Origin of the sequence: Nitrospirillum amazonense (assembly GCF_007828045.1) — a bacterium.
GTDB lineage: Bacteria > Pseudomonadota > Alphaproteobacteria > Azospirillales > Azospirillaceae > Nitrospirillum > Nitrospirillum amazonense_C.
The window spans coordinates 53,550-75,918 of the sequence record NZ_VITN01000023.1 but is presented as its reverse complement, the minus strand read 5'-3'; the positions used below and the strand labels follow the sequence as shown (position 1 = coordinate 75,918).

Genomic DNA, 22,369 nt, shown 5'->3' with positions numbered 1-22,369 from the left:
GCGTCAATGGGGCCGGCCGGGGAGGAGGGGAATCAAACCGCCCGGCCGACCAGGGCCACGCGGTTGGCCAGTTCCACCAGGCGGGGGCCCAACTCCCTTTCCAGCCGCTCGGGCGTCAGAATGTAGGACGGGCCGCCGCAGTTGAACGCCAGGGGCGGCTGGCCTTGCTGGGCGGGGCGCAGGGGCACGGCGACGGAATTCACGCCCTGCACCCATTCGCCCACGTTCAGGCAAAAGCCGCGCGCCCGGATTTCATCGGCGGAGCGCAGGATGCCCCGCTCCACCATGGGCCAGAACTCTTCACCCGCCCGTTGGCGCAGGCGTTCCATCAGCGGGGCGCGGGTAGCCTGGTCCAGGGCCGCCAGATAGGCGCGGCCGATGCTGGACCGGCCCAGCGACAGGCGCGAGCCCACGTCCTGCTGCAGGCTGACCATGCCGGGCGCCCGGGCGCAGGCGATGTAGACCATGCTGAGGTCGTCGCGGCCGGCCAGGGCGGTCAGCACACCGTCGCCGGCGTGGTCGGCCAGGGCTTGCAGATAGGGCTGCGCCGTTTCCCGTATCTTCAGCCCACCCAGGCAGGCATAGCCCAAGCCCAGCACGGCGACACCCATGCGGTACTTGCCGCTGTCGGGCAGGTAATCCAGATAGCCCAGCTTGGCCAGGGTATAGGTCAGGCGCGACACCGTTGCCTTGGGCAGGCCGCAGCGCTGGGCCAAGTCGGCATTGCCCAGGGGGCCGTCGGTGGGCTCGAAACAGCGCAGGATGTCCAGGCCGCGCGACAGCGCCGTGACGAACTGCCGGTCGCCGCCGGCCTCATCGCCCATCTCCTCCATGACCGGACCGCTACGCTTCTTCAAGGCCGTTCCTCCCCGGGACGCCCACCTGCGTCTCCAGGACTGATTATATGTCTCCGCCGCTGGAGGAAACGGTGAATGACTTTTCGATGAAGCGGAAATAGCGGTGCAGCACGCCCCCAAAAAAGGCGATTAGCAGCAGGATGCGGATGCTTTCCCAGGACGCCGGCGGCAGACCCAGCCAGGCCAGGGCGGCCCGCCCCGCCACCACGGGGCCCAGTCCCCAGAAATCCGCCAGGTTCAGGACCAGCAGGGCGCCGACAACGGGCATGAGCAGGACGATGAAGGCCCGTCCTTTCCTTACACGCGCCATGGCGCCGGATGACAATGCGGCATCGTGCATGCAGGACGGCCCGGAAATGGCGCGCCGCGTTGACCGCCGGTCGCGCGAAGGCCGCAGTGTCCGTTGACTACGCTGTCATTGCAACCATAAGAAGAGACGCTATGCGACAGATTAGGCCTCGTCCTGCAACTGCACCCCCAGGCTGGCCAGTGCCGTCCAGTAGCCGGGGTAGGTCTTGGCGACGCAGCCCGGGTCCAGGATGGTGATGTCGCGGATCTTCAGGCCGGCCAGGGCGAAGCTCATGGCGATGCGGTGGTCGGCATAGGTCTCGATGCGGGTGGGCAGGCTCTGGCCCGCCAGGCCGGGGTCGCTGGCCACCAGCAGGTCGTCGCCCTCCTCGACCGCCAGTCCGGGGCGGATGCGGGACAGTTCCGTCGCCAATGCCGCCACGCGGTCGCATTCCTTCACCCGCAGGTTGGCGATGCCGGTGAAGCGCACCGGCGTGGTGTTGAACGCCGCCAGCACCGCCAGGGTGGGGATGGCGTCCTGCATCTGCGACCCGTCGATGACGGCCGGCAGGTGGGGGAACAGGCGGATGAAGTCCCAGGCGCGGGCGTCCGGCTGGGTGAACGCGCCGGCCGGGGTGCCCAGGTCGATGGCCCCGCCCGTCAGGGCCTCCGCCGCCCACAGGTAGGTGGCGGCCGACGCGTCGGGCTCCACCGCGAAATCGGCGGCGCGATAGCCGGTGGCGGCCACGGTCCAGACGGTGTCGCTGGGGTGGCTGACCTCCGCGCCGAAGGCGGCCATGGCGGCGGTGGTCAGGTCGACATAGCCCTTGGCGCCAATGTCGGCGCCGGTCAGCACCACGTCCGTGGGGCGGGAGCCCAAGGCCCCCATCATCAGCAGGGCGGAGACGTACTGGCTGGACAGCCCGCCGTCGATCTCCACCCTGCCGCCGGCGAACCCGCCGGCATGGCCGCGCACGGTGACGGGCGGGCAGCCGGTGGGGGCGTCGATGTCCATGCCCAGGGTGCGCAAGGCCGCGACCAGCGGGGCGATGGGGCGTTTGCGCATGTGCGCATCGCCGTCCACCACCACCGTGCCGTCCACGACGGCGGCCACGGCGGCCGTCAGGAAACGGGTGGCCGTGCCGGCATTGCCCAGGAACAGCGGATTGGCCGGTGCCTGAAGGCGGCCCGTGCCATGGACCACGAAGGTGGTGTCGTCCGGTTCATCCACCGCGACACCCATGTCGCGTAGGGCCTGGGCCATATAGCGGGTGTCGTCGCTTTTCAGGGCCCCGGTCAACCGGCTGGTGCCGGCCGCCAGGCCGGCCAGCAGCAGGGCGCGGTTGGTGATGGATTTGGAGCCCGGCGGCGCCACCCGGCCCTTCAGCGGCCCCTGCGGCGGAATGATCCTGACTGCCGTATCCGAACCCATCTTTTTTTTCCTTGTTCCTCAGGCGCCGGCGCGGCCATCCGGCCGCTTGGCTATCCTCGCTGCGCCCTTCGGTGCTCGCTCCGGCGCCCGCAGTCGCGGGCTACCCGATGGCGTGAAGGTCACGCCATCGGGCTTTCCTTCTTCAACCCTGGAACGGATCCCGCATCAGGATGGTGTCGTCGCGCTCGGGGCTGGTGGACAGCAGGGTCACCGGCGCTTCGATCAGTTCCTCGATGCGGCGGATGTACTTGATGGCCGTGGCCGGCAGGTCGGCCCAGGAACGGGCGCCGTAGGTGCTCTCGGTCCAGCCCTGGAAGGTCTCGTAGATGGGCTCCACCTCGGCCTGGGCGGTCTGGCCGGCCGGCAGGTGGTGGATGACCTCCCCCTTGTAGCGGTAGCCGGTGCAGACCTTCAGTTCCTCGATGCCGTCCAGCACGTCCAGCTTGGTCAGGGCGATGCCGTCGATGCCGCCCACCTTCACCGCCTGGCGCACCAGCACGGCGTCGAACCAGCCGCAGCGGCGCTTGCGGCCGGTGACCACGCCGAATTCCTTGCCCTTGGCGCCGATCAGCTCACCGATGTCGTCGAACAGCTCGGTGGGGAAGGGGCCGGAACCGACGCGGGTGGTGTAGGCCTTGGTGATGCCCAGCACGTGGCCGACGGCGCCGGGGCCCATGCCGCTGCCGGCGGCGGCGTTGCCCGACACGGTGTTGGAGGAGGTCACGAAGGGATAGGTGCCGTGGTCCACGTCCAGCATGGCGCCCTGGGCGCCTTCGAACAGGATGCGCTTGCCCTGGGCGCGGGCCTCTTCCAGGCGCTGCCAGACGACGGCGCTGTAGGGCAGGATGCGCGGCGCGATCTCACGCAACTGGGCCAGCAGCTCCGCCCGGTCGATCTCCGGCGCGTTCAGGCCGCGCAGCAGGGCGTTGTGGTGGAACAGCAGCTGGTCGACCTTGTGTTCCAGCACCGCCTCGTCGGCTAGGTCGCACAGGCGGATGGCGCGGCGGGCCACCTTGTCCTCATAGGCGGGGCCGATGCCGCGCCCGGTGGTGCCGATCTTGCCGGCGCCACGCGCCTCCTCACGGGCCTTGTCCACCGCGCTGTGCAGCGGCAGGATCAGGGTGGCGTTCTCGGCCACGATCAGGCTTTCCGGGGTGATCTGCACGCCCTGGGCGGCGATGTTCTCGATCTCGCGCAGCAGGGCCCAGGGGTCGACCACCACGCCGTTGCCGATGACCGACAGCTTGCCCGGACGCACCACGCCCGAGGGCAGCAGCGACAGCTTATAGGTGACGCCGTTGATGACCAGCGTGTGGCCGGCGTTGTGGCCGCCCTGGAAACGGACGATGACGTCGGCGCGGCTGGACAGCCAGTCGACGATCTTGCCCTTGCCTTCGTCACCCCATTGCGAGCCGACGACCGCGACATTGGCCATGATGCTTCTCCCTCTAAACGGCGCTCAATACAGGGCGGGGCGGCCGGCCGGCCCCCCGCGCGATCCCAAGATCAAATGGACGCTCAGACCTCGACGGTCCAGCCGTCCCGCAGCAGGTGGCTGCAGCCCAGGCGCTTGGCCTCGGCCTGCTCATCGTCCCCATTGGCTGGCAGCGGCTCCAGCGCCGCCACCGTGTCCCAGCCCTTCTCGCGCAGGCGCTGGGCCTGGGCCGCCGGGGTGCCGTGGGGCAGCAGCAGGCGGCGGGCCGGCGCCGGGCCGGGCACGGCCTCGATGACCGTGTCGGTGAACAGGGTGAAGCCGGTGGCGGGTTCCCCCGCCAGGGTGCGATAACGGCCGCCGCGTCCGATCTCGCCCCGCACGCCGCGGGCGAAGACGGTGAAGCTGACGCCGGTCTGATACTCGAACCCGCGCTGTTCCACGGGATCGATGGTGATCTGCACTTGGGGGGCGGCGCTGACGATCAGCTCCACCACCGTGGCCAGGCGCTGGCGCTCCGCTTCAGCTTCCGCCGGCAATTCTACGGCGGCCAGGGCCTCCACGGCGGCGGGGGCGTTGCCGCAGCAGGCCATGACGCGGCCCAGCAGCCCGGCGGCGGCTCCGCCGATGGCGGCCAGGCCGGCGGCGTCGCGATGGTCCAGCGCCTCGCGCGCGGCGCGTTGCGTGGCCTCGTCCAGGTTCAGGGAACGGAACAGCGCCGGCACCAGGGTGGGCACCGTCAGGTCCACGGTCAGGCCCTCGGCGCCCAGGTTGGTCAGGGCTTCCATGGCCAGCAGCACGATCTCGGCGTCGGCCTCGGCGCGCAGGCTGCCGATCAGTTCCACGCCCACCTGGCCGAACTGGCGCTCATGGCGCAGCTGCGAGCCCTTCACGCGCAGCACCTGGCCGGCATAGGACAGGCGCAGAGGACGGGGGGCGTTGGCCAGGCGGGTCTGGGCGATGCGCGCGACCTGCAGCGTCATGTCGGCGCGCAGGCCCATCATGCGCTGGGACACCGGGTCCATCAGGCGGAAGGTCTGGTGCGCCAGCTTGGCGCCGGGGCCGGCCAGCAAGCCCTCCTCGAACTCGATCAGCGGCGGCTTGACCCGGTCATACCCATGGCGGCCGAAATCCGCCATCAGCTGTTCCACGATGCGGGCCTCATGCTGGGCGGCGGGCGGCAAAAGATCGCGCAAGCCGGCCGGCAGCAGGGCCTTGGCCGCAATGGCCTCGTCGGCGCTGTCAGTCATAATGCAGAAGGGTCCCGGGCGTCGAAAGGGCGACAGTGCCCGTTACGGGTCTTTAATCGCTGGCCGCTGCGCACGCAATTGTTTAAGCCCCGCGCCCGCCGGGGAGGGGGCATGCGGCCCCCTGTCGAGTGGTGGCTTCACCGGCGGGAGAAGCTTTACGGCGGAGGCTCTCGCATTTCTCAGGTAAGCGCTTATACTCTTATGAGCTTATCCGCCTATGGGCCGCGCCATGTCCGATATCTCCTCTGAAACCACACGCTGGAGCGTTTCGGTTTCAAAAAAGACCGATATCGCCGTTCGTACTTTCTTGGCTCAACGGGGCATGAAGAAAGGGGACCTCTCCAAGTTCATCGAGGAGGCGGTCAAGTGGCGGGTATTCGAACAGACCATGGCGGAGGCTCGTGGCGGGTTCGATGACATGCCGCCGGATGATCTTGAGGATCTGCTTCGCGAAGCCGTCACAGCGACCCGCCAAGATCACACGCACAAAGCCTGACTGACCGGGGCGCGTCGTCGTTGATACCAACGTCCTCATCAGCGCGCTGCTGGCAAAGGCCTCGCTGCCGGCACGCGTGGTGACCCTCTGGCGGGAATGGCGGTTTAGCCTGCTCGTTTCTGAGACTCATACCAGCGGCACGAGATGGTGACTCGTGTCGCTGTAGGCCCCGACCGGGGCCGCCGGAGCGAGCACCGGAGGGCGCAGCGAGGACGAGCCTAGGCGGACGGATGTCCGCCGCCCGGCAATTGAGGGAGCATTTGAACGGTCACGTTCAAATGCCACGCGTATCAGTTGGATGAACTTATGCGTGTCACCCGCTACCCCAAAATAAGGGCGCGGTTGGCGCCGACGGTGGCGGGCCAGTTGATCAACGACCTGCGGGGGATTGCTGAGATTGTGGGGCCTTTGCCGACAGTCTCCGCTTCGCCCGATCCCTTTGACAATTACCTGCTGGCCACCGCAGTGGCGGGTGGCGCGGACTTCCTGATTACTGGCGATAAACAGGACTTGTTAAGTTTGCGGCGGTTCGAAGGCACCAAGATTCTAACCGTTCGCGACTTCCTGACCTTGTTCGGGTTTATGCCAACCCCTTAAGGCCAGGAAGGGAGGGGGTTCTTGCCCCCTCACACCACCCGCACGTTCTTGAACTGCCAGGCGTCGCCGCGGTCCAGGTCTTCGGGGAACAGGGTCTCGCGGCCGTCCAGGGGGGTCCAGTCGGTGTAGACGCCGACCACGGGCCCCAGGTAGGGCGTGGCGATTTCCATGACCCGTTCGAACGAGACCTCGTCGGCCTCGACCGGGCCCTGCGTGGGGTTCTCCAGGGCCCAGACCATGCCGCCCAGGACGGTGGCGCAGACCTGCAGGCTGGTGGCGTTGTTGTAGGGCACCAGCTCGCGCGCCTCGGCCACGGTCAGCTGCGAGCCGTACCAGTAGGCACCCTTCTCGTGGCCGCACAGCAGCACGCCCAGCTCGTCGATACCATCGACGATCTCGGTCATCAGCAGGCGCTGCCGCTCCTGCTGCACATAGCCCTTGCCCACGAACTCATGGATCGAGGTGATGGCGTCATCGCAGGGGTGATAGGCATAGTGGCAGGTCGGGCGATAGGCGACGCTGCCGTCCTCGTTCCGCGCAGTGAAATAGTCGGCGATGGAGATGGCCTCGTTGTGGGTGACCAGGAAGCCGTGGAAGGGCCCTTCCATGGGCGTCCAGGTGCGCACCTTGGTGCTGATGCCCGGGCGGTTCAGGAAGATGGCCGCCTGGCTGCCGAAGTCGTGCTGCTGGCCATCGGCGGGGAAGTGGCGCTCATGCGTGCCCCAGCCCAGCTCCGCCGGCTGGCAGCCTTCGCTGACGAAGCCGTCGATGGACCAGGTGTTGACGAACTCGCCCCGCTCGCGCGGGCGGTCGGCCACCTGGGTGTCGCGCTCGGCCACGTGCACGGTCTTGATGTCCAGGCGCTGGGCCAGGCGGGCCCAGCCGTCACGCGTGGTGGGCACGGCCACGTCCAGGCCGTTGTCCTGGGCGATGTTCAGCAGCGCCTGCTTCATGAAGTGCGACACCAGCCCCGGGTTGGCGCCGTGGGTCAGCACGGCGGTGGGGCCGCCGGGGTAGCGCGTCTTCAGCTCCAGCGCCGCCTCGCGCAGGGCGTAGTTGCTGCGCAGCGACGGCGACAGGCCGGGGTCGGTGTAGCCGCCCACCCAGGGTTCGATGCAGGTGTCGAGGTAGAAGGCGCCGGCCTCCTGGCACAGTTCCACCAGCGCCAGGGAGGAGACGTCGACCGACAGGTTCAGCACGAAGTCGCCCTTGCGCAGCAGGGGCACCAGGATGTCGCGGTGATTGTCGCGGGTCAGCGGGCGGATCTGGAAATCCACCCGGTAGTGCGCCGCCTCGTCCCGGCCGCGCGCGTCGGCCGTGATGATGGTGATGCGGTCGGCGGTGATGTCCAGGTGCCGCAGCACCAGGGGAAGCACGCCTTGGCCGATACTGCCGAAACCGATGATATAAAGTCGCCCGGGGATGGCGGCATGTTTCACGGAATGGGACATAGTTAACTCTCCGGGCTTTACCAACGGTTGACCGACCGTCTGTTGCTGTCGCGAATTCGCCGGCGTTCCTTCACGGGCGCCGGCCCCTCTGTTGAATTAAGAGCGCCGTGTTTGCCTCAAGCGATGCGGCGACGCAATATGCCGTATCGCGAATTCCGCCGAACCGGGGCGGAGACCAGGCCTGCGGTCGCCACCAGCGGGGCGTCGCGGACCTCCACCAGGCGGGCCTGGTCGAAGCCGTTGAAGGCCGTGCGCAAGGCGGCGCCGTAGGCGCCCAGCTGACCGATCTCGATCCAGTCGCCCTCGCGGATGTCGGCGGGCAGCAGGAAGGGACCGCGCATATAGTCGGCGCTGTCGCAGGTGGGGCCCCAGAAGCTGAACTCCTGCAGCGCCTCGGCCTGCGTCGGGCGAATCAGGCGCACGGGGAACCGCATGCCCAAGGCGCCGGCGTCGGCCAGGCTGCCATACGCGCCATCATTGATGAAAAGCTCCGAGCCCCGGCGGCGTTCCACCTGGACGACGACCGAGGCGCCGGTGGCGACCAGGGCTCGGCCCGGCTCGCACCACACCTGCACGTTCGGCGCCAGATCCATGGCCACCAGGCCGTCGCGGATGGCGGCCATGTAGTCGGCCAGCGGGGGCGGGTCCATGTCGGGGTAGCGGGCGGGGAAGCCGCCACCCACGTCCACCACGTCGATGGCGACGCCGGCGGCCTTCACCACGGCGTCGGCAATGGCCAGCGCCCGGGTATAGGCCTGCGGGTCCATGCACTGGGAACCGACGTGGAAGCAGACGCCCACGCGCATGGCCAGCGGCCGGGCGGCGCGCAGCAGGGCCACCGCCTCGTCGAAGGCGGCGCCGAACTTGGCCGACAGGTCATAGGCGGCCTGGCCCTTGGGCATGCCCAACCGAATCATCAGGCCCAGGTCCGCCGCCACCGGATCCAGGCGGGCGTCCACGCCGTCGGCGCCAGGCGCGCCCCCCACAAAGCTTCCCTCGGCGACCACCTCGACGATCTTGGCCAACTCATCGGCCGAATCGAGCGAGAAGTCGCGCACCGACTGCTCGAAATAGGCGGCGCGGATGGCGGCGCGGTTCTTCACCGGGTGCATGTAGTGCACGGCGGCCGACGGGTACATCTGGCGGGCCAGGCGGATCTCGGCGGGGGAGGCGCAGTCGAAATGGCGCAGGCCGCCCTCTGTCAGGGCGCGCAGCATGGTGGGGTCGGGGTTGCACTTCACCGCGTACATGACGGCGCCCCGCGCGCCATCGCCCAGGGCCTGTTCCACGGCGTCGTGGAAGGCGGCGATGAAGTCACGCGCGTTGGCGGCGACCTGGCGCGGGCGCAGGCAGTGCATCGGCTCCGCCGGGGCCAGGCTGGCGACCAGGCTGTCCACGGTGGGGGCGGGCGTGGGAATGGCGGAGGCAAGGGCCTGCGCGCGCACGCGGCGCAGGGGAGAGACGGCGGAACGGAAACGATAGGCCATAACAATACCCCTGTCCGGCCCCGTCGTCGCCCTCGGGCGTATGGGGAGCCGGCTTCATTCGGCTGAACCAGGGACCGCGCGGGGAAGCGGGCATGGCGGTGGCGCCAGGGGCCGTTCAACGTCAGCGATCGGTGGGAAGGGGAATGATCTGGTCTAGCGCCGTGATTGCCGGGCCATCGGGTCGATCCATCGACCTTAAGACCTCAAAGCGTCAACAGACGCGTCAGGACCAGAAGGGGCTTACCGCTTCACCGCCCGTTTTATGGTGGAAAGCATGATGTTGGTTCCCTCTCAAGGCCCGGCCCAGTCACTTCGGCCGGATCTGCTTAAAAAGGACGCCTAACGTCGTTGCTTAACCATCCAAGGGCCCGGGCCATGTTCAATGACCGGAACCCAGGGGCCAGTGGCACGTGCGGGTGCGTCGCGGACTCTGTATTTAGGCGATTTGTCGGCCCAAGCAAACTTAAATTTTTGAAGGTCCGCTTCCCGCTCATCTCAAGGCTGGGTAAGGAACCTGTTAAGCGGCAGCGGACTCAGGCGGCGCCGCCGTCCGCCTGGCCCTTGGGGGCTGTCTTGGCGTGGGCCATCCAGGCCAGCAGGGCCACGACGGTGAGGGGCGCCACCACCACCCAGCTGGGGTCGGTGAAGGACAGGATGGCGCTGGCGGCCAGGGCGGCATTGGCGGCCAGGATGGCCAGGGCCACCAGGTCGTGCCGGCCCAGGCGGCGTACGGCCTGCTGGTAGAAGTGCTGGCGGTGGGCCTGCCACACCGGTTCCCGCCGCCACAGGCGCTTGGCCAGGGTCAGGGTGGCGTCGCTGAGGTAGTACAGCGGCAGGATCAGGGCCGGCAGCCACAGCCCGTCGCCCGCCGCGCGCAGCAGCAGCCAGCCGGACAGGAAGCCCAGGGGCACGCTGCCGACGTCACCCAGGAAGACGCGGGCCGGGTGCCAGTTCCAGGCGATGAAGCCCAAGGCCACGCCGGCCAGCGCCAGGGCGTAGGAACTCATGAACCCCATCAGGCCGGCGGCGAAGTAGGCGGCGGCCAGCCCCAGGCCCAGGCACAGGGTTTCCACCGCGCTGATGCCGTCGATGCCGTCCATGAAATTGAACAGGTTGACGAACCACACCCAGGCCAGGCCGGCCACGAAACGGTCCAGCCAATGCGGCAGCCAACCCTGGAACACCAGGGCTTCCGGCGGCAGGGCCGACAGGCCCACGGCCACGGCCAGCACCTGGGCCAGCAGGCGCCAGCCGGGCGGCACGCCACCCAAATCATCGGCCCAGGAAATGACAGCCAGGGCCAGCGCGGCGGCGATGGTGGGCCACAGCGTGTCCATGTCCCCCGCCAGCAGGCCGGTCACGGCCCAGGCGCCCAGCAGGGCCGGCACGACACCCAGCCCGCCGCCGCGCGGCGTGGGCAGGGTGTGGCTGGACCGCTCGTTGGGCTGATCCATGACTTGGCGGCGTTTCAGCCACCAGGTGGCCGCCCCCACCAGGCCAAGCGCCAGCAGGAAGGGCAGGAACAGGCAGAGGAAGGGGGTCAGGATGGACATGGGCCTCTCTTGTAAGCGACTCGGGGTGGCTTCACAAGGCCGGGCGCGGTCCACATCCTGTCGTGCGGCCACCTGTCGTGCGGCCACCTGTCGTGCGGCCTGGGGTCACGGCGCCTTGCGCCACACCGAATAGGCCACGGTGCCGTCGCCCGAGGCGCTGGCCGGCACGCCATAGCTCAGCAGCCCGCCGTCATAGGTGTAGTCGCGCACCTGCCGCTTGCCTTCCCAATTGGGGAATGACGCCGCCTGCACGTCGAACACCAGCTGGTGATGCTCCCGGTCGATCCGGACGGTGCCGAAGTGAGTGCTGGAGCCCAGGACGGCCTGCCGGTACTCCTCCGCCGTTCCCTGGGCCTTCACACCGCTGGCGAAGGCGGGCCGGCCCACCCGGAAGATCTGCATGTTGTAGCGCCCGGCCGAATCGACGGTCAGCAGGCCCAGCGGGTGTTCGCCGTAGTTGGTCGTACGGCTGCCGTCGGCATGGATCTCATAGGCGGCATCCATCACCCAGGTACCCTCCAGCGAGGCCAGGTCGGCAGCCGGGGCGGCGGCGGATGTGCCCAGGGCAGCCAGCACGGCCAGGGCGGACAGCCTCTTGTCGAAACGCATGGTCGCGTCCTCTCTCATGTAACCAGTTAATCAGGTTTCAGTGGGGCGATAGTTGCTCTTATCTGTGAAACCTGTCAATACGGTTACATGAGACAGAATGACGTCCTAACGGAAGAACGCGACGGCTTCCGCTTCCGGGGCGGCTGCCCGGCCATCGACCTGCCGGCCACCCTGCAGGCGCGGCTGAAGCCGGCGCCACGTGAGCTGCTGGCGACGCCGGAGGATGTGCGGCGCTGGATGGTGGCGGCGGGCCTGACCGACACGGCACCGCCGGCGGACGAGGGGGATTTGGCGCTGGCCCGGCGCCTGCGCGAGGCCATTTACGATCTGGCCGTCCATCGGCATGGCGGCAGCGGCCCGCCCGGCGGCAGCCTCGATTCGGCGTTGGATGTGCTGAACCAGGTGGCCGCCCTGCCGGCGGCGACACCCGCTCTGGCGCTGGCGGGTTCCACGGCGGCCGTGGCGCTCAACGGCCCCATGACGGCCTTCATCGCCACCGTGGCGCGCGAGGCGGTGCACCTGTTCGGCGGGGCGGCGACGGCGCACATCCGGCAATGCCAATCACCCACCTGCACCCTGTTCTTCGTCGACACCTCCCGTGCCGGCGACCGCCGCTGGTGCTCCATGAAAGGCTGCGGCACCAAGGCCAAGGTGGCGGAGTTCCGGCGACGCAGGCGCGAAGGGGGGTGAGAGGGCGGTGGAGTGGAAATCGTACGCCGATTCCCATAGTATTGATCATATGCTCTCAAGGGAATATGATCTGCAGGGAATGGAATGGTGCTAGCCAAGACCCAGCGGTTTCAGCTTTTCCTGGAACGTTTGGCGGTGGCCCCTCCGGCTGCTGACGCGGACGGGGCCTTGGCGTTGCTGTCAGCCGTGCTGAATGGGGTCGAAGATGAGCATGCCGGGGTGCCGCATGACCCGGCCAATTGGCAGGCGGATGGCCGTATGTATCCGCCCCAGGCCGATGCGGCGCGATTGGTGCCGGGGCGTGATGGCTGGCGGCGCTACCGCAACCGGGGACACAACACGCTGGTGGGTGTGGATGGCGCCATCGAGATCGTAAGGCTGGATGGAACCTGTCTGCTTCGTAAGCCTGGCGCTCCGTCAGAGGGGAAGGGTTCATGATGAACGCTGATCTGGTGGCTTTTAAACAGGAATTGGCCGTGCTGTTGCCGGGCACGACCGTCTCCTTCGATGCGCCGCATGAGGCTACCGGCTCTTGGTGGATCGACATCGCGCGCGATCCCTACGCGGCCACGGTCCTATGGCGCCCGGGGTTCGGCTTCGGGCTGTTCTCCTCCCCCAACGAGGGCTATGGCGAGAAGCCGGACGAACGCTATGCCGAGCCGCAGATGGCGGCGCGGCGCGTGGCCCAGTTGGCCTTGGGGAATGAGACGCCAACTCCCTTGTGGCTGCGGGACGTGCGTGCCTTGTTGGGGGTGGCCCAGGTGACGCTCGCGGAGGAACTGCACGTCAATCAGGCGGCGATTTCCCGGCTGGAAGCCCGCGACGACATCAAGCTCAGCACCCTGCTGGCGTATATCGAAGCCTTGGGTGGCCAGGTCGAGATGCGGGTCCGCTTCAAGGATTTCGAGGCCGGGATCGCCAAGCCAGTGGCCCGGCTGGAGGAATCATGATCAAGGAAAAGCCGTCGACACGGGGGATTTTCGGTCCCTGTGTCGACGCCGCTTCGACTTACTCCACCACCCGCACCTTCACATAGCTGCCGGGGGCGTCCTCGATGGGCTTCAGCTTGCCGTCACCCGGCGTGCGGGCCGGCACCTGCGGGCCGGCGTACGGCGCCAGCCAGTCGGCGTAGACGGGCCACCAGCTGCCGGGCACCTGGGTGGTGCCGGCCAGCCATTCGTCTGGCGTGGCCGGCAGGGCGTCGTTCAGGAAGTGGCTGTACTTGTTGGCCGCCGGCGGGTTGACCACGCCGGCGATGTGGCCGGAGGCCGCCAGGACGAACTTCACCGGCCCGCCATAGAGCTGGGTGGCGGCATAGGTGCTTTTCCACGGCGCGATGTGATCCTCGCGGGTGGACAGCATGAAGGTGGGCGTCTTGATGGTGCGCAGGTCGATGGGCACGCCCTTCAGGGTGATGCCGCCCGGCCGCACCAGCAGGTTCTTCTGGTACATGTTGCGCAGGTAGAAGCTGTGCATGGCCGGCGGCATGCGGGTGCTGTCAGAATTCCAGTACAGCAGGTCGAAGGGGAAGGGGTCCTTGCCCAGCAGATAGTTGTTGACCACGAAGGACCAGATCAGGTCGTTTGAGCGCAACATGTTGAACGTGGTGGCCATGGACTGGCCGTCCAGGTAGCCCCGGCTTTTCATGCGGGACTCCAGCGCGCCCAGCTGTTCCTCGTCGATGAACACCGACAGCTCGCCCACGTCGGTGAAATCGGTCAGGGTCACCAGGTACATGGCACTCTTGATGCGCGCGTCCTTCTTGGCCGTCATATAGGCCAGGGTGCCCGACAGCAGGGTGCCGCCGATGCAATAGCCGATGGCGTTCACGCCCTCCTCGCCGGTGGCGTCCTTGATGGCGTCCAGCGCGGCCAGCGGCCCCTCGACCATGTAGTCCTCGAAATCCTTGGCGGCCAGCTTCTCATTGGGATTGACCCAGGAGATGACGAAGACGGTGTGGCCCTGCTCCGTCAGCCAGCGGATCAGTGAATTGGCCGGCTTCAGGTCCAGGATGTAGAACTTGTTGATCCAGGGCGGGATGATCAGCAGCGGCGTCTTGTGCACCGTCTCCGTCAATGGCGCGTACTGGATCAACTGCATCAGGTCGTTCTGGAAGACGACCTTGCCCGGGGTGACGGCGATGTTGCGCCCCACCTCGAACGCCGAATAGTCGGTCATGGAAATGGCCAGCTGGCCCCGGCCGCGCTCCAGGTCGCTCAGCAGATTCTCCAGGCCCTTCAGCAGGTTGTCGCCGCCCGTCTCCAGCGTGACGCGCAGCACCTCGGGATTGGTCAGGGGGAAGTTGCTGGGCGACAGCGCGTCCACGAACTGGCGGGTGAAGAAATCCACCTTCTTGGCGGTCTTGCCCTCCAGCCCCTCCACCCCCCGCACGGCGGTCTGCACATACTTGGCGGTCAGCAGGTAGGACTGCTTGATGAAATCGAAGACGGCGCTTTCCTCCCAGGACTTGTCCTTGAAACGCTTGTCCTCCTTGGCCGGGCTGATGACCGGCTCCGCTTCCTCACCCATCAGGCGCTGGGCCGTGCGCTGCCACAGGGCCATGTAGTCCTGCCATAGGCCCAACTGCGCCTCGAACAGGCGGTTCGGGTCGGCCATCAGCCGGGCCGTCATTTCCATGAAGGCGCCGCCCAGGTTGAACGGATCCAGGTTGGACAGGTTGGCCGGCAGGCTGCTGAAGGGGGCGGCGCCAAAGGGGGCTGCAATGGACATGGGGTCGGCCGCGGCGGTGCCGTCGGCCGGTGTCTGCGCCTGGCGGGCCACGAAATCGGCCACCAACCGCTGCGCCTGCTCCGCGAGGCGGTTCATGGCCAGCGTCATTTCCACGGGGTCGGGCAGGCGGACCTCGCCATTCGAGCCGTCCTTGGCGGTGTCCCTGGCCCCGGGCTTGGCCGCCGCCGTGGGCGCCTCCACCGTGGGCGCCTGGACCGGCGGGAAGGGGGGCGGCTTCGGCGCTTCCGGCGCCGCGGCGGCGGCTGGCATCACCACGCTGGGGGGCAGGGGGGCGGCCTTGCGGCGCGGCGCCTTGGCGGCCACAGCGGCGGCCGTGGCGGCGGCGGCCTTGGCCGGCTGTTTCGCCGCCACCGGGGCCGCCTTCGCCTTCTCCGCCGTCACGCCGGCCACGGGCACGGGCGCCAGCGGTTCCCGCGTCAGGTTCTTATGCGCCTTCAGGTGCGGCGCGCCCGGCACGGGCGGGGCGATGGGCGCGGCGCGCGCCACCTTGGTCTTCGCCGCGGCCGTGCGGGCGGGTGCCTGAGGCGGGGCGGCGGTCTTTGCGGCGGCCGGCTTCGCCGGCGCTGTCTTTGCCGGGGCCGTCTTGGCTGCGGCCGTCTTGGCGACAGCGGACTTGGTGACGGCGGGCTTGGCGACAGCGGGCTTGGGCGCGGCCGTGCGCGCCGGGGTCTTGGGCGCCGCTGCCTTCGTCACGGCGGCTTTCGCGGTGGCCTTCGGCTGAGTCGGGGCGGGGGGGACGGTTTCGGGGGCAGTCTTGGAAACACGCGGGGACCGGGTACGCTTGGGCGGGGTATCGGCCATGCTTTCTTGTTCCTTCGCCTCGATTACCAGGGGGGCTGTTCTTATGGAAGCGGCGCCCGCGCGCGGTGTTCCGCGCGGGTCCGCCGGGGGCGCCCGCCCGTTCCGCCGCCGTAAGAAGGCTGGGTTACGGCTGGTCACGGCGCTTGCGGCCCGTGGGGATTTCATACACGATCCGGCCATGATTTTCACCGACGCTGACGCACGGCCCACGGGTGCAAGCACCCAGAAAGGTCATCCCAACCGTTTCCGCCCCCACCGGGGCGCGCCCCTGGGCGCCGCCGGTGCCGTCGCGGGCGCGCGCGTCCTGGCCGGCCGGGGCCTGCTGGCGCTGGTGCTGGCGGGTGCCGGGTTGAATTTGGGCGGATGCGCCGGGCAGCTGGTGCCCCAGGCCATGTTCCACGACGGGCCTGAGGATCCTGAGCCCATGGCGAATGACGCCAGCAGCAAGGCCTTGCTGCTGGGTGAGCGGCCGGTGCGCCGCGTGGGGCCGCCGCCCGACGTGTGGCCCAACCTGGCCTCGGTGCCCGAGCGGCCGAAGAACGTGCCCGATCCCGCGACGCGGCAGAAGGACATGGACGCCCTGCTGGCCGACCGGACGGCGGCGGACTCCATCGCCACGGACCTGAACAAGTACCAGGCCTCCCCCGACCAGCAGTCGGTGCAGCGCGCCACCTCGTCCAACGCGCTGTTCGGCGGCCCGTCCGCCGGCGGCCAGGCCGCGCCCAGCCAGAGCAAGATGCCGGTGGTGCCCAGCGCGCCGCCCGCCGTGCCGGGCCGCGTGCCCGATGCCGTTCCGGCCGCCCCCGTGGCCGCCCCTGCCGCCACCCCCGCCCGTGCCGCCACCGGCGCCGCGGCTAGCCAGGCTGGTGCCCCCGCCGCCAACGGCACCAGCCAGACCCCCCAGAACTGATCCGGCACATCCCGGGCCCCTCGCGGGCCGTGGGGGCAGGATTGGGGCGGAAAATTAGCTGGGTGCGGGCGTTCTTGTAAGCAAATGTCTTGAAACGGGATGCCCGCCCTGTGGAAATTGCTGTCGCCCGGTTTCGGCCGGGACGATACAACCCCATCGGCCACCATGTCTCCCATCCACCCCGAAATCGGTACAGACCGTCCCATGAACGAAGAGTTCCACCGCATTAAGCGCCTGCCGCCCTATGTGTTCGCCGAAGTGAACGCGATGAAGGCGCGAGCTCGCGCGGCTGGTGAGGACATCATCGACCTCGGCATGGGCAACCCCGACCAGCCCACCCCGCCCCACATCGTGGAAAAGCTGGTAGAGGCCGTGCGCAATCCCAAGACACACCGCTATTCCATGTCGCGCGGCATCCCCGGCCTGCGCAAGGCGATTTCCGCCTACTACAAGCGCCGATTCGACGTCGATATCGACCCGGAGACGGAGGCCTGCGTCACCATCGGCTCCAAGGAGGGCCTGGCCAACCTGGCCCAGGCCATCACCAGCCCGGGCGACGTCATCCTGGTGCCCAACCCCTCCTACCCCATCCACCCCTTCGGCTTCATGTTGGCGGGCGCCGCCCTGCGGCACATCCCGGTGGTGGACGGCGTGGACAATTTCGTGGAGACGCTGGAACGCGCCATCCGCCATTCGGTGCCCAAGCCCATCGCCGTCATCGTCAGTTTCCCGGCCAACCCGACGACGCAGACGGTCACGCTGGATTTCTATCGCCCGATCGTGGAGCTGTGCCTGAAGCACGGCATCTACATCCTGTCGGACATCGCGTACGCCGAGATCTATTTCGATGGCAACCCGCCGCCGTCCATCCTGCAGATCCCCGAGGCGCGCGACATCACGGTGGAATTCAACAGCCTCAGCAAGACCTACAACATGCCGGGCTGGCGCGTGGGCTTCGGCGTGGGCTCCAAGAAGCTCATCGGCGCGCTGGCCAAGTTCAAGTCCTACGTCGACTACGGCGCCTTCACCCCCATCCAGGTGGCGGCCACCGCCGCGCTGAACGGGCCGCAGGACTGCGTGGAGGAAATCCGCCAGATGTACAAGGCGCGCCGCGATGCCCTGATCGACGGATTGGCCGCCGCCGGCTGGGACGTGCCGCCGCCGGCCGCCACCATGTTCGTCTGGGCCCGCATTCCCGAGCCCTTCCGCGCCATGGGCTCGCTGGAATTCTCCAAGCTGCTGCTGCAGGAGGCGCAGGTTGCCGTGTCCCCTGGCATCGGCTTCGGCGAGTATGGCGACGAGCATGTCCGTTTCGGCCTGGTGGAAAACGTCCAGCGCATCCGCCAAGCCTGCCGCAACATCCGGGCCTTCCTGCACCGGACCGGCAACGGTGGCGAAGCTGCCTCCAAAAAAGTGGTCTAAGTCTGATGGTTGCGGTCGATAAGGGGGAAAGCATGGGGACGGCACCGCTGCGCGTGGGCATCGCGGGTCTTGGCACCGTTGGCGCCGGGGTCCTGAAGGTGCTCGCCACCCAGGGCGACCTGCTGGTCCGGCGCAGCGGCCGGCCACTGGTGGTCACGGCCGTCAGCGCCCGCGACCGTGCCCGTGACCGGGGCGTCGACCTCTCGTCCGTGCGCTGGTACGACAATGCCGCCGACCTGGCGGCGGACGATCAGGTCGACGTGGTGGTGGAATTGATCGGCGGGTCGGACGGCATCGCCGCCCGCACCGTTGAAACCGCGCTGGCCCATGGCAAGCATGTGGTCACCGCCAACAAGGCGCTGCTGGCCCACCACGGCACGGCGCTGGCCACCCAGGCCGAAGCCCAGGGCCTGACCCTGGCGTTCGAGGCGGCCGTGGCCGGCGGCATCCCCGTCATCAAGGGCCTGCGCGAAGGCCTGGCCGCGAACCAGGTGCGCGAGGTGCACGGCATCCTGAACGGCACCTGCAACTACATCCTGACCGAGATGCGGACCACGGGCCGCGACTTCGGCGACGTCCTGGCCGAGGCCCAGGCCAAGGGCTATGCCGAGGCCGACCCCAGTTTCGATATCGATGGCGTGGACGCGGCACACAAGCTGGCCATCCTCACCTCCGTCGCCTTCGGCACGCGGGTGGACTTCGCCAACGTGCATGTCGAGGGCATCCGCCACATCTCGGCGCTGGACATCGACTACGCCGGGCAGCTGGGCTATCGCATCAAGTTGCTGGGTATCGCCCGGCGGACGGACAAGGGCATCGAACAGCGGGTGAACCCCTGCATGGTGCCGGTCGGTTCCCTCATCGCCGCCACCGACGGGGTGTTCAACGCCGTGGTCGCCGACAGCGATTTCGCCGACAAGGTGGCGCTGGTCGGGCGCGGCGCCGGGGCCGGGCCGACCGCCTCCGCCGTGGTCGCCGATCTGGTGGATATCGCCATCGGCCGGCGCACCCCGACCTTCGCCGTACCCGCCAGCCAGCTGGCACCCCTGACTCCTGCCCCCTTGTCGGCGCGGCGCGGACGGTATTATGTGCGCCTCATGGTGGTCGACCGTCCGGGCGTCATCGCCGACGTCGCCGCAGCCCTGCGCGACCAGAACGTCTCCATGGAGTCGTTTCTGCAGCGGGGGCGGGCGCCGGGTGAGGCTGTTCCGGTGGTGCTGACCACCCACGATACGGAAGAAGTGGCCATGTTGCGCGCCCTGGCCGTCATAGGCGGGCTGGACGCGGTTCAGGAAACCCCGCGCATGATCCGTATCGAGGATTATTGACACACCACCGTCACGGACCCCGTCCTTATAATAAGGGGTCCGACGGCAAACAGACTCAGGGGAAGATGACTATGAGCAAGGCTATCGAGGCGCCCGTCGATCCGAAGGGCGACATCAGCCTGGTGATGGACCGCAACCTGGCCCTGGAAGCGGTGCGCGTGACCGAGGCGGCCGCCTTGTCCGCGTCGCTGTTGATGGGCCGCGGTGATGAGAAGGCCGCCGACCAGGCCGCCGTGGACGCCATGCGCAAGGCCTTGAACAGCCTGGCCATCGACGGCACCGTGGTGATCGGCGAGGGTGAGCGCGACGAGGCGCCGATGCTGTACATCGGTGAGAAGGTGGGCAGCGGCCACGGCCCCAAGATCGACATCGCGCTCGATCCGCTGGAAGGCACCACCATTACCGCCACCGGCGGCCCCAACGCCCTGGCGGTCATCGCCATGGCGGAATCGGGCGGCTTCCTGAACGCCCCCGATGTCTACATGGATAAGATCGCCGTCGGCGCCGGCCTGCCCCAGGGCGTGGTCGACATCGATGAGAAGATCGAGACCAATCTGAAGAACCTGGCCCTGGCCAAGCATGCCACGGTGGAGGAGCTGGTGGTCTGCATCCTGGACCGCCCCCGCCACCGCGAACTGATCGCCCGCGTGCGCGCCGCCGGCGCCCGCATCATGCTGATCGGCGACGGCGACGTGTCCGGCGTCATCTCCACCTCGCAGCCCGATAGCGGCATCGACCTCTATGTCGGTTCCGGCGGCGCGCCGGAAGGCGTGTTGGCCGCCGCCGCCCTGCGCTGCATCGGCGGCCAGATGCAGGGCCGCCTGCTGTTCCGCAACGACGACGAACGCGCCCGCGCCAAGCGCTGGGGCGTCACCGACCTGGACCGCAAGTACGAGCTGACGGATCTGGCCAGCGGCAACGTCATGTTCGCCGCCACCGGCGTGACCACCGGCACCATGCTGCGCGGCGTGCGCCGTTTCCCCGGCGGCGCGTACACCCATTCGGTGATTATGCGGTCGAAGAGCGGCACGGTGCGCTATGTTGAGGCGCACCACAATCTCCGCACCAAGACCAAATTCATTCCGGATGCAGAATAATATAACGTTCGTGGGCTCGCCGGCTGGGGACATCCCGGCTGGCGAGTCTCGTCCCCTGTTGGGGGTCTCGCGGTCCGCCACCGGCCGGCGCTGGCTGGCCCGCCCGCATGACGAGCGACTGGCCCTGGCCCATGCCCAGCGCGGCGGCCTGCCGGAGCTGGTGGGGCGGGTCCTGGCGGCCCGTGGCGTCGACCTGGACCAGGCCGAGGATTTCCTGGGCCCCACGCTGAAACGCTTCCTGCCCGATCCGCACGCCCTGCTGGACATGCAGGCAGCGGCGGAGCATCTGGCCGATGCCGTCCGGCGCGGCCGGCACTTGGCCGTCTTCGGTGACTACGACGTCGATGGCGCCACCTCCTCCGCCTTGCTGGTGCGCTTCTTCCGTGCCGTTGGCGCCAACATCCAGGCCTACATCCCCGACCGCATCAATGAAGGCTACGGCCCCAACGCCCCGGCGCTGCTGCGCCTGCGCGAGGCGGGGGTGGACCTGGTCATCACGGTCGATTGCGGCGTGACCTCGTTCGAGCCCCTGGCCGCCGCCGCGCAGGCCGGGCTGGAGGTTATCGTCGTCGATCATCACAAGGCGGAACCGGCCCTGCCCCAGGCTCACGCCGTGGTGAACCCCAACCGCCTCGACGAGACCGTGACCGACCGCCTGGGCACCCTGGCGGCGGTGGGCGTCAGCTTCCTGCTGGTGGTGGCGGTCAACCGGGTCCTGCGCGCCACCGGCTGGTACGCCAACCGGGCGGAGCCTGACCTCATGGGCTGGCTGGACCTGGTGGCGTTGGGCACCGTTTGCGACGTGGTGCCCCTGGTGGGCCTGAACCGTGCCCTGGTGGCGCAGGGCCTGAAGGTGATGAGCCGCCGCAACAACCCGGGTCTGGCGGCCCTGGCCGATGTCGCCGGCATCAATGAACGCATGGACGCCTACCACGCCGGCTACATTCTGGGGCCGCGCGTCAATGCCGGCGGCCGGGTGGGCCGCGCCGACCTCGGTACCCGCCTGCTGTCCACCGAGGACCCGGTGGAGGCGCGCGACCTGGCGGCCCAGTTGCACACCCTGAACGCCGAGCGCCGGGCCATCGAGGCCCTGGTGCTGGAAGAGGCCATCGCCTTGGTGGAGGCGCAGGCCGCCACCGATGCCTTGCTCAGCCCTGGGGCCGGCGCCGGGGCGCTGGTGATCGCGGGGGCGGGCTGGCATCCGGGCGTCATCGGCATCGTCGCCTCCCGCCTCAAGGAGCGCTATGGCGTGCCGGCCTGCGTGGTGGCGCTGGAGGGCGGCATCGGCAAGGCCTCGGGCCGCTCGGTCCGGGGCATCGACTTGGGCTCGGCCGTCATCGCCGCCCGCCAGGCCGGCCTGCTGATGGCCGGCGGCGGCCACGCCATGGCGGCGGGGTTCACCGTGGCGGAGGACAGGCTGGCCGACCTGCGCGCCTTCCTGGCCGACCGTATTGCGCAGCAGACAGCCGGGCAGGGCCCGTTGGTGCCCACCCTGCACCTGGACGGCGTGGTGTCGGTGCGCGGCGCCTCCGCCGACCTGCTGGGCCACATCACCCGCCTGGGCCCCTTCGGCACCGGCAATTCCGAACCGCGCCTGGCCGTGGCCGACGCCCGCATCGTGCGGGCCGACGTGGTGGGCGGCAACCATGTGCGCTGCATCCTGTCCTCGGCCGATGGCGCCCGCCTCAAGGCCATCGCCTTCCGCGCCATGGATGAGGATCTGGGGCCCGCCCTGCTGAACCATGGTGGCCGGCCCATGCACCTGGCCGGCACCCTGCGCGCCGACCGCTGGAACGGGGCGGAAGGCGTGCAGCTGACCATTGATGATGTCGCTTTGCCGGGCGCATCGTGAAGCCGGTGACATTTATCCCGGTCGGATAAGGCGGCGCGGCGCGTTTGCGCCGTTGGCCACTGTACG

The 22,369-nt window shown here is 68.8% G+C and carries 20 protein-coding genes and 1 pseudogene; 11 read left to right on the top strand and 10 right to left on the bottom strand.

The window, feature by feature from the left end; translation table 11 throughout:
• Positions 1–32: 32 nt before the first annotated feature.
• From FBZ89_RS25500 to FBZ89_RS25480, 5 genes are all read right to left on the bottom strand, one after another.
• Positions 33–857: an IclR family transcriptional regulator gene (locus tag FBZ89_RS25500; RefSeq protein WP_246172569.1), complete on the bottom strand. Its 825-nt coding sequence runs from the start codon at positions 855–857 to the stop codon at positions 33–35.
• 43 nt (positions 858–900) lie between these two features.
• Entirely contained in the window at positions 901–1,197 is a 297-nt protein-coding gene (locus tag FBZ89_RS25495) for a DUF4175 domain-containing protein (protein WP_145753332.1), read from the bottom strand.
• Between the two features lie 111 nt (positions 1,198–1,308).
• A complete protein-coding gene (locus tag FBZ89_RS25490) occupies positions 1,309–2,577 on the bottom strand; it encodes a 3-phosphoshikimate 1-carboxyvinyltransferase (RefSeq protein WP_145753331.1) in 1,269 nt (422 codons plus the stop codon).
• A gap of 142 nt (positions 2,578–2,719) precedes the next feature.
• Positions 2,720–4,012: an adenylosuccinate synthase gene (locus FBZ89_RS25485; protein WP_040847901.1), complete on the bottom strand. Its 1,293-nt coding sequence runs from the start codon at positions 4,010–4,012 to the stop codon at positions 2,720–2,722.
• Positions 4,013–4,095: 83 nt separating this feature from the next.
• On the bottom strand, positions 4,096–5,259 hold the full coding sequence (locus FBZ89_RS25480; RefSeq protein ID WP_145753330.1) for an ATP phosphoribosyltransferase regulatory subunit: 1,164 nt from the start codon (positions 5,257–5,259) through the stop codon (positions 4,096–4,098).
• 229 nt (positions 5,260–5,488) lie between these two features.
• On the opposite strand from FBZ89_RS25480, the gene FBZ89_RS25475 reads away from it, so the two are divergent.
• The 3 genes and pseudogenes from FBZ89_RS25475 (at position 5,489) to FBZ89_RS25465 (ending at position 6,352) form a co-directional block, all read left to right on the top strand.
• Positions 5,489–5,755 (top strand): ribbon-helix-helix domain-containing protein, encoded by a 267-nt coding sequence (locus tag FBZ89_RS25475; RefSeq protein ID WP_186457577.1) that lies wholly within the window; start codon positions 5,489–5,491, stop codon positions 5,753–5,755.
• Between the two features lie 22 nt (positions 5,756–5,777).
• Positions 5,778–5,906 (top strand): annotated as a pseudogene (locus FBZ89_RS32095) (hypothetical protein); the annotation flags it as partial.
• 143 nt (positions 5,907–6,049) lie between these two features.
• Positions 6,050–6,352, top strand: a complete 303-nt coding sequence (locus FBZ89_RS25465) for a putative toxin-antitoxin system toxin component, PIN family (protein WP_342780651.1) — start codon at positions 6,050–6,052, stop codon at positions 6,350–6,352.
• A gap of 29 nt (positions 6,353–6,381) precedes the next feature.
• Here FBZ89_RS25465 and FBZ89_RS25460 read toward each other — a convergent pair whose 3' ends face one another.
• The 4 genes from FBZ89_RS25460 to FBZ89_RS25445 form a co-directional block, all read right to left on the bottom strand.
• Positions 6,382–7,803 carry a homospermidine synthase gene (locus FBZ89_RS25460; RefSeq protein ID WP_145753326.1) on the bottom strand — a complete coding sequence of 474 codons (1,422 nt, stop codon included), beginning with the start codon at positions 7,801–7,803 and terminating at the stop codon, positions 6,382–6,384.
• Positions 7,804–7,919: 116 nt separating this feature from the next.
• Complete coding sequence (locus FBZ89_RS25455; RefSeq protein ID WP_145753324.1) at positions 7,920–9,290, bottom strand: type III PLP-dependent enzyme; 1,371 nt, start codon at positions 9,288–9,290, stop codon at positions 7,920–7,922.
• Between the two features lie 533 nt (positions 9,291–9,823).
• On the bottom strand, positions 9,824–10,843 hold the full coding sequence (locus FBZ89_RS25450) for an MraY family glycosyltransferase (protein ID WP_145753323.1): 1,020 nt from the start codon (positions 10,841–10,843) through the stop codon (positions 9,824–9,826).
• A gap of 105 nt (positions 10,844–10,948) precedes the next feature.
• Entirely contained in the window at positions 10,949–11,452 is a 504-nt protein-coding gene (locus FBZ89_RS25445) for a lipocalin-like domain-containing protein (protein ID WP_145753320.1), read from the bottom strand.
• A gap of 87 nt (positions 11,453–11,539) precedes the next feature.
• On the opposite strand from FBZ89_RS25445, the gene FBZ89_RS25440 reads away from it, so the two are divergent.
• The 3 genes from FBZ89_RS25440 (at position 11,540) to FBZ89_RS25430 (ending at position 13,092) form a co-directional block, all read left to right on the top strand.
• Positions 11,540–12,142, top strand: a complete 603-nt coding sequence (locus tag FBZ89_RS25440; RefSeq protein ID WP_145753318.1) for a CGNR zinc finger domain-containing protein — start codon at positions 11,540–11,542, stop codon at positions 12,140–12,142.
• An 84-nt stretch (positions 12,143–12,226) separates the two neighbouring features.
• A complete protein-coding gene (locus tag FBZ89_RS25435; RefSeq protein ID WP_145753316.1) occupies positions 12,227–12,580 on the top strand; it encodes a hypothetical protein in 354 nt (117 codons plus the stop codon).
• Complete coding sequence (locus FBZ89_RS25430) at positions 12,577–13,092, top strand: helix-turn-helix domain-containing protein (protein ID WP_145753314.1); 516 nt, start codon at positions 12,577–12,579, stop codon at positions 13,090–13,092. The genes FBZ89_RS25435 and FBZ89_RS25430 overlap by 4 nt, the downstream gene beginning before the upstream one ends.
• Before the next feature lie 58 nt (positions 13,093–13,150).
• Here the strand turns inward: FBZ89_RS25430 and FBZ89_RS25425 are convergent, their stop codons facing one another.
• On the bottom strand, positions 13,151–14,980 hold the full coding sequence (locus FBZ89_RS25425) for a PHA/PHB synthase family protein (RefSeq protein ID WP_186457579.1): 1,830 nt from the start codon (positions 14,978–14,980) through the stop codon (positions 13,151–13,153).
• 892 nt (positions 14,981–15,872) lie between these two features.
• Here FBZ89_RS25425 and FBZ89_RS25415 point away from each other — a divergent pair.
• From FBZ89_RS25415 to recJ, 5 genes are all read left to right on the top strand, one after another.
• Positions 15,873–16,604, top strand: a complete 732-nt coding sequence (locus FBZ89_RS25415; protein WP_145753312.1) for a hypothetical protein — start codon at positions 15,873–15,875, stop codon at positions 16,602–16,604.
• A gap of 204 nt (positions 16,605–16,808) precedes the next feature.
• Positions 16,809–18,026, top strand: coding sequence for an LL-diaminopimelate aminotransferase (locus tag FBZ89_RS25410; protein WP_145753310.1), 1,218 nt, complete (start codon positions 16,809–16,811; stop codon positions 18,024–18,026).
• Positions 18,027–18,058: 32 nt separating this feature from the next.
• On the top strand, positions 18,059–19,354 hold the full coding sequence (locus FBZ89_RS25405) for a homoserine dehydrogenase (protein WP_145753309.1): 1,296 nt from the start codon (positions 18,059–18,061) through the stop codon (positions 19,352–19,354).
• A 125-nt stretch (positions 19,355–19,479) separates the two neighbouring features.
• Positions 19,480–20,451, top strand: a complete 972-nt coding sequence (gene glpX, locus FBZ89_RS25400) for a class II fructose-bisphosphatase (RefSeq protein WP_145753362.1) — start codon at positions 19,480–19,482, stop codon at positions 20,449–20,451.
• Between the two features lie 58 nt (positions 20,452–20,509).
• Entirely contained in the window at positions 20,510–22,303 is a 1,794-nt protein-coding gene (recJ, locus tag FBZ89_RS25395; protein WP_425465979.1) for a single-stranded-DNA-specific exonuclease RecJ, read from the top strand.
• Positions 22,304–22,369 lie beyond the last annotated feature (66 nt).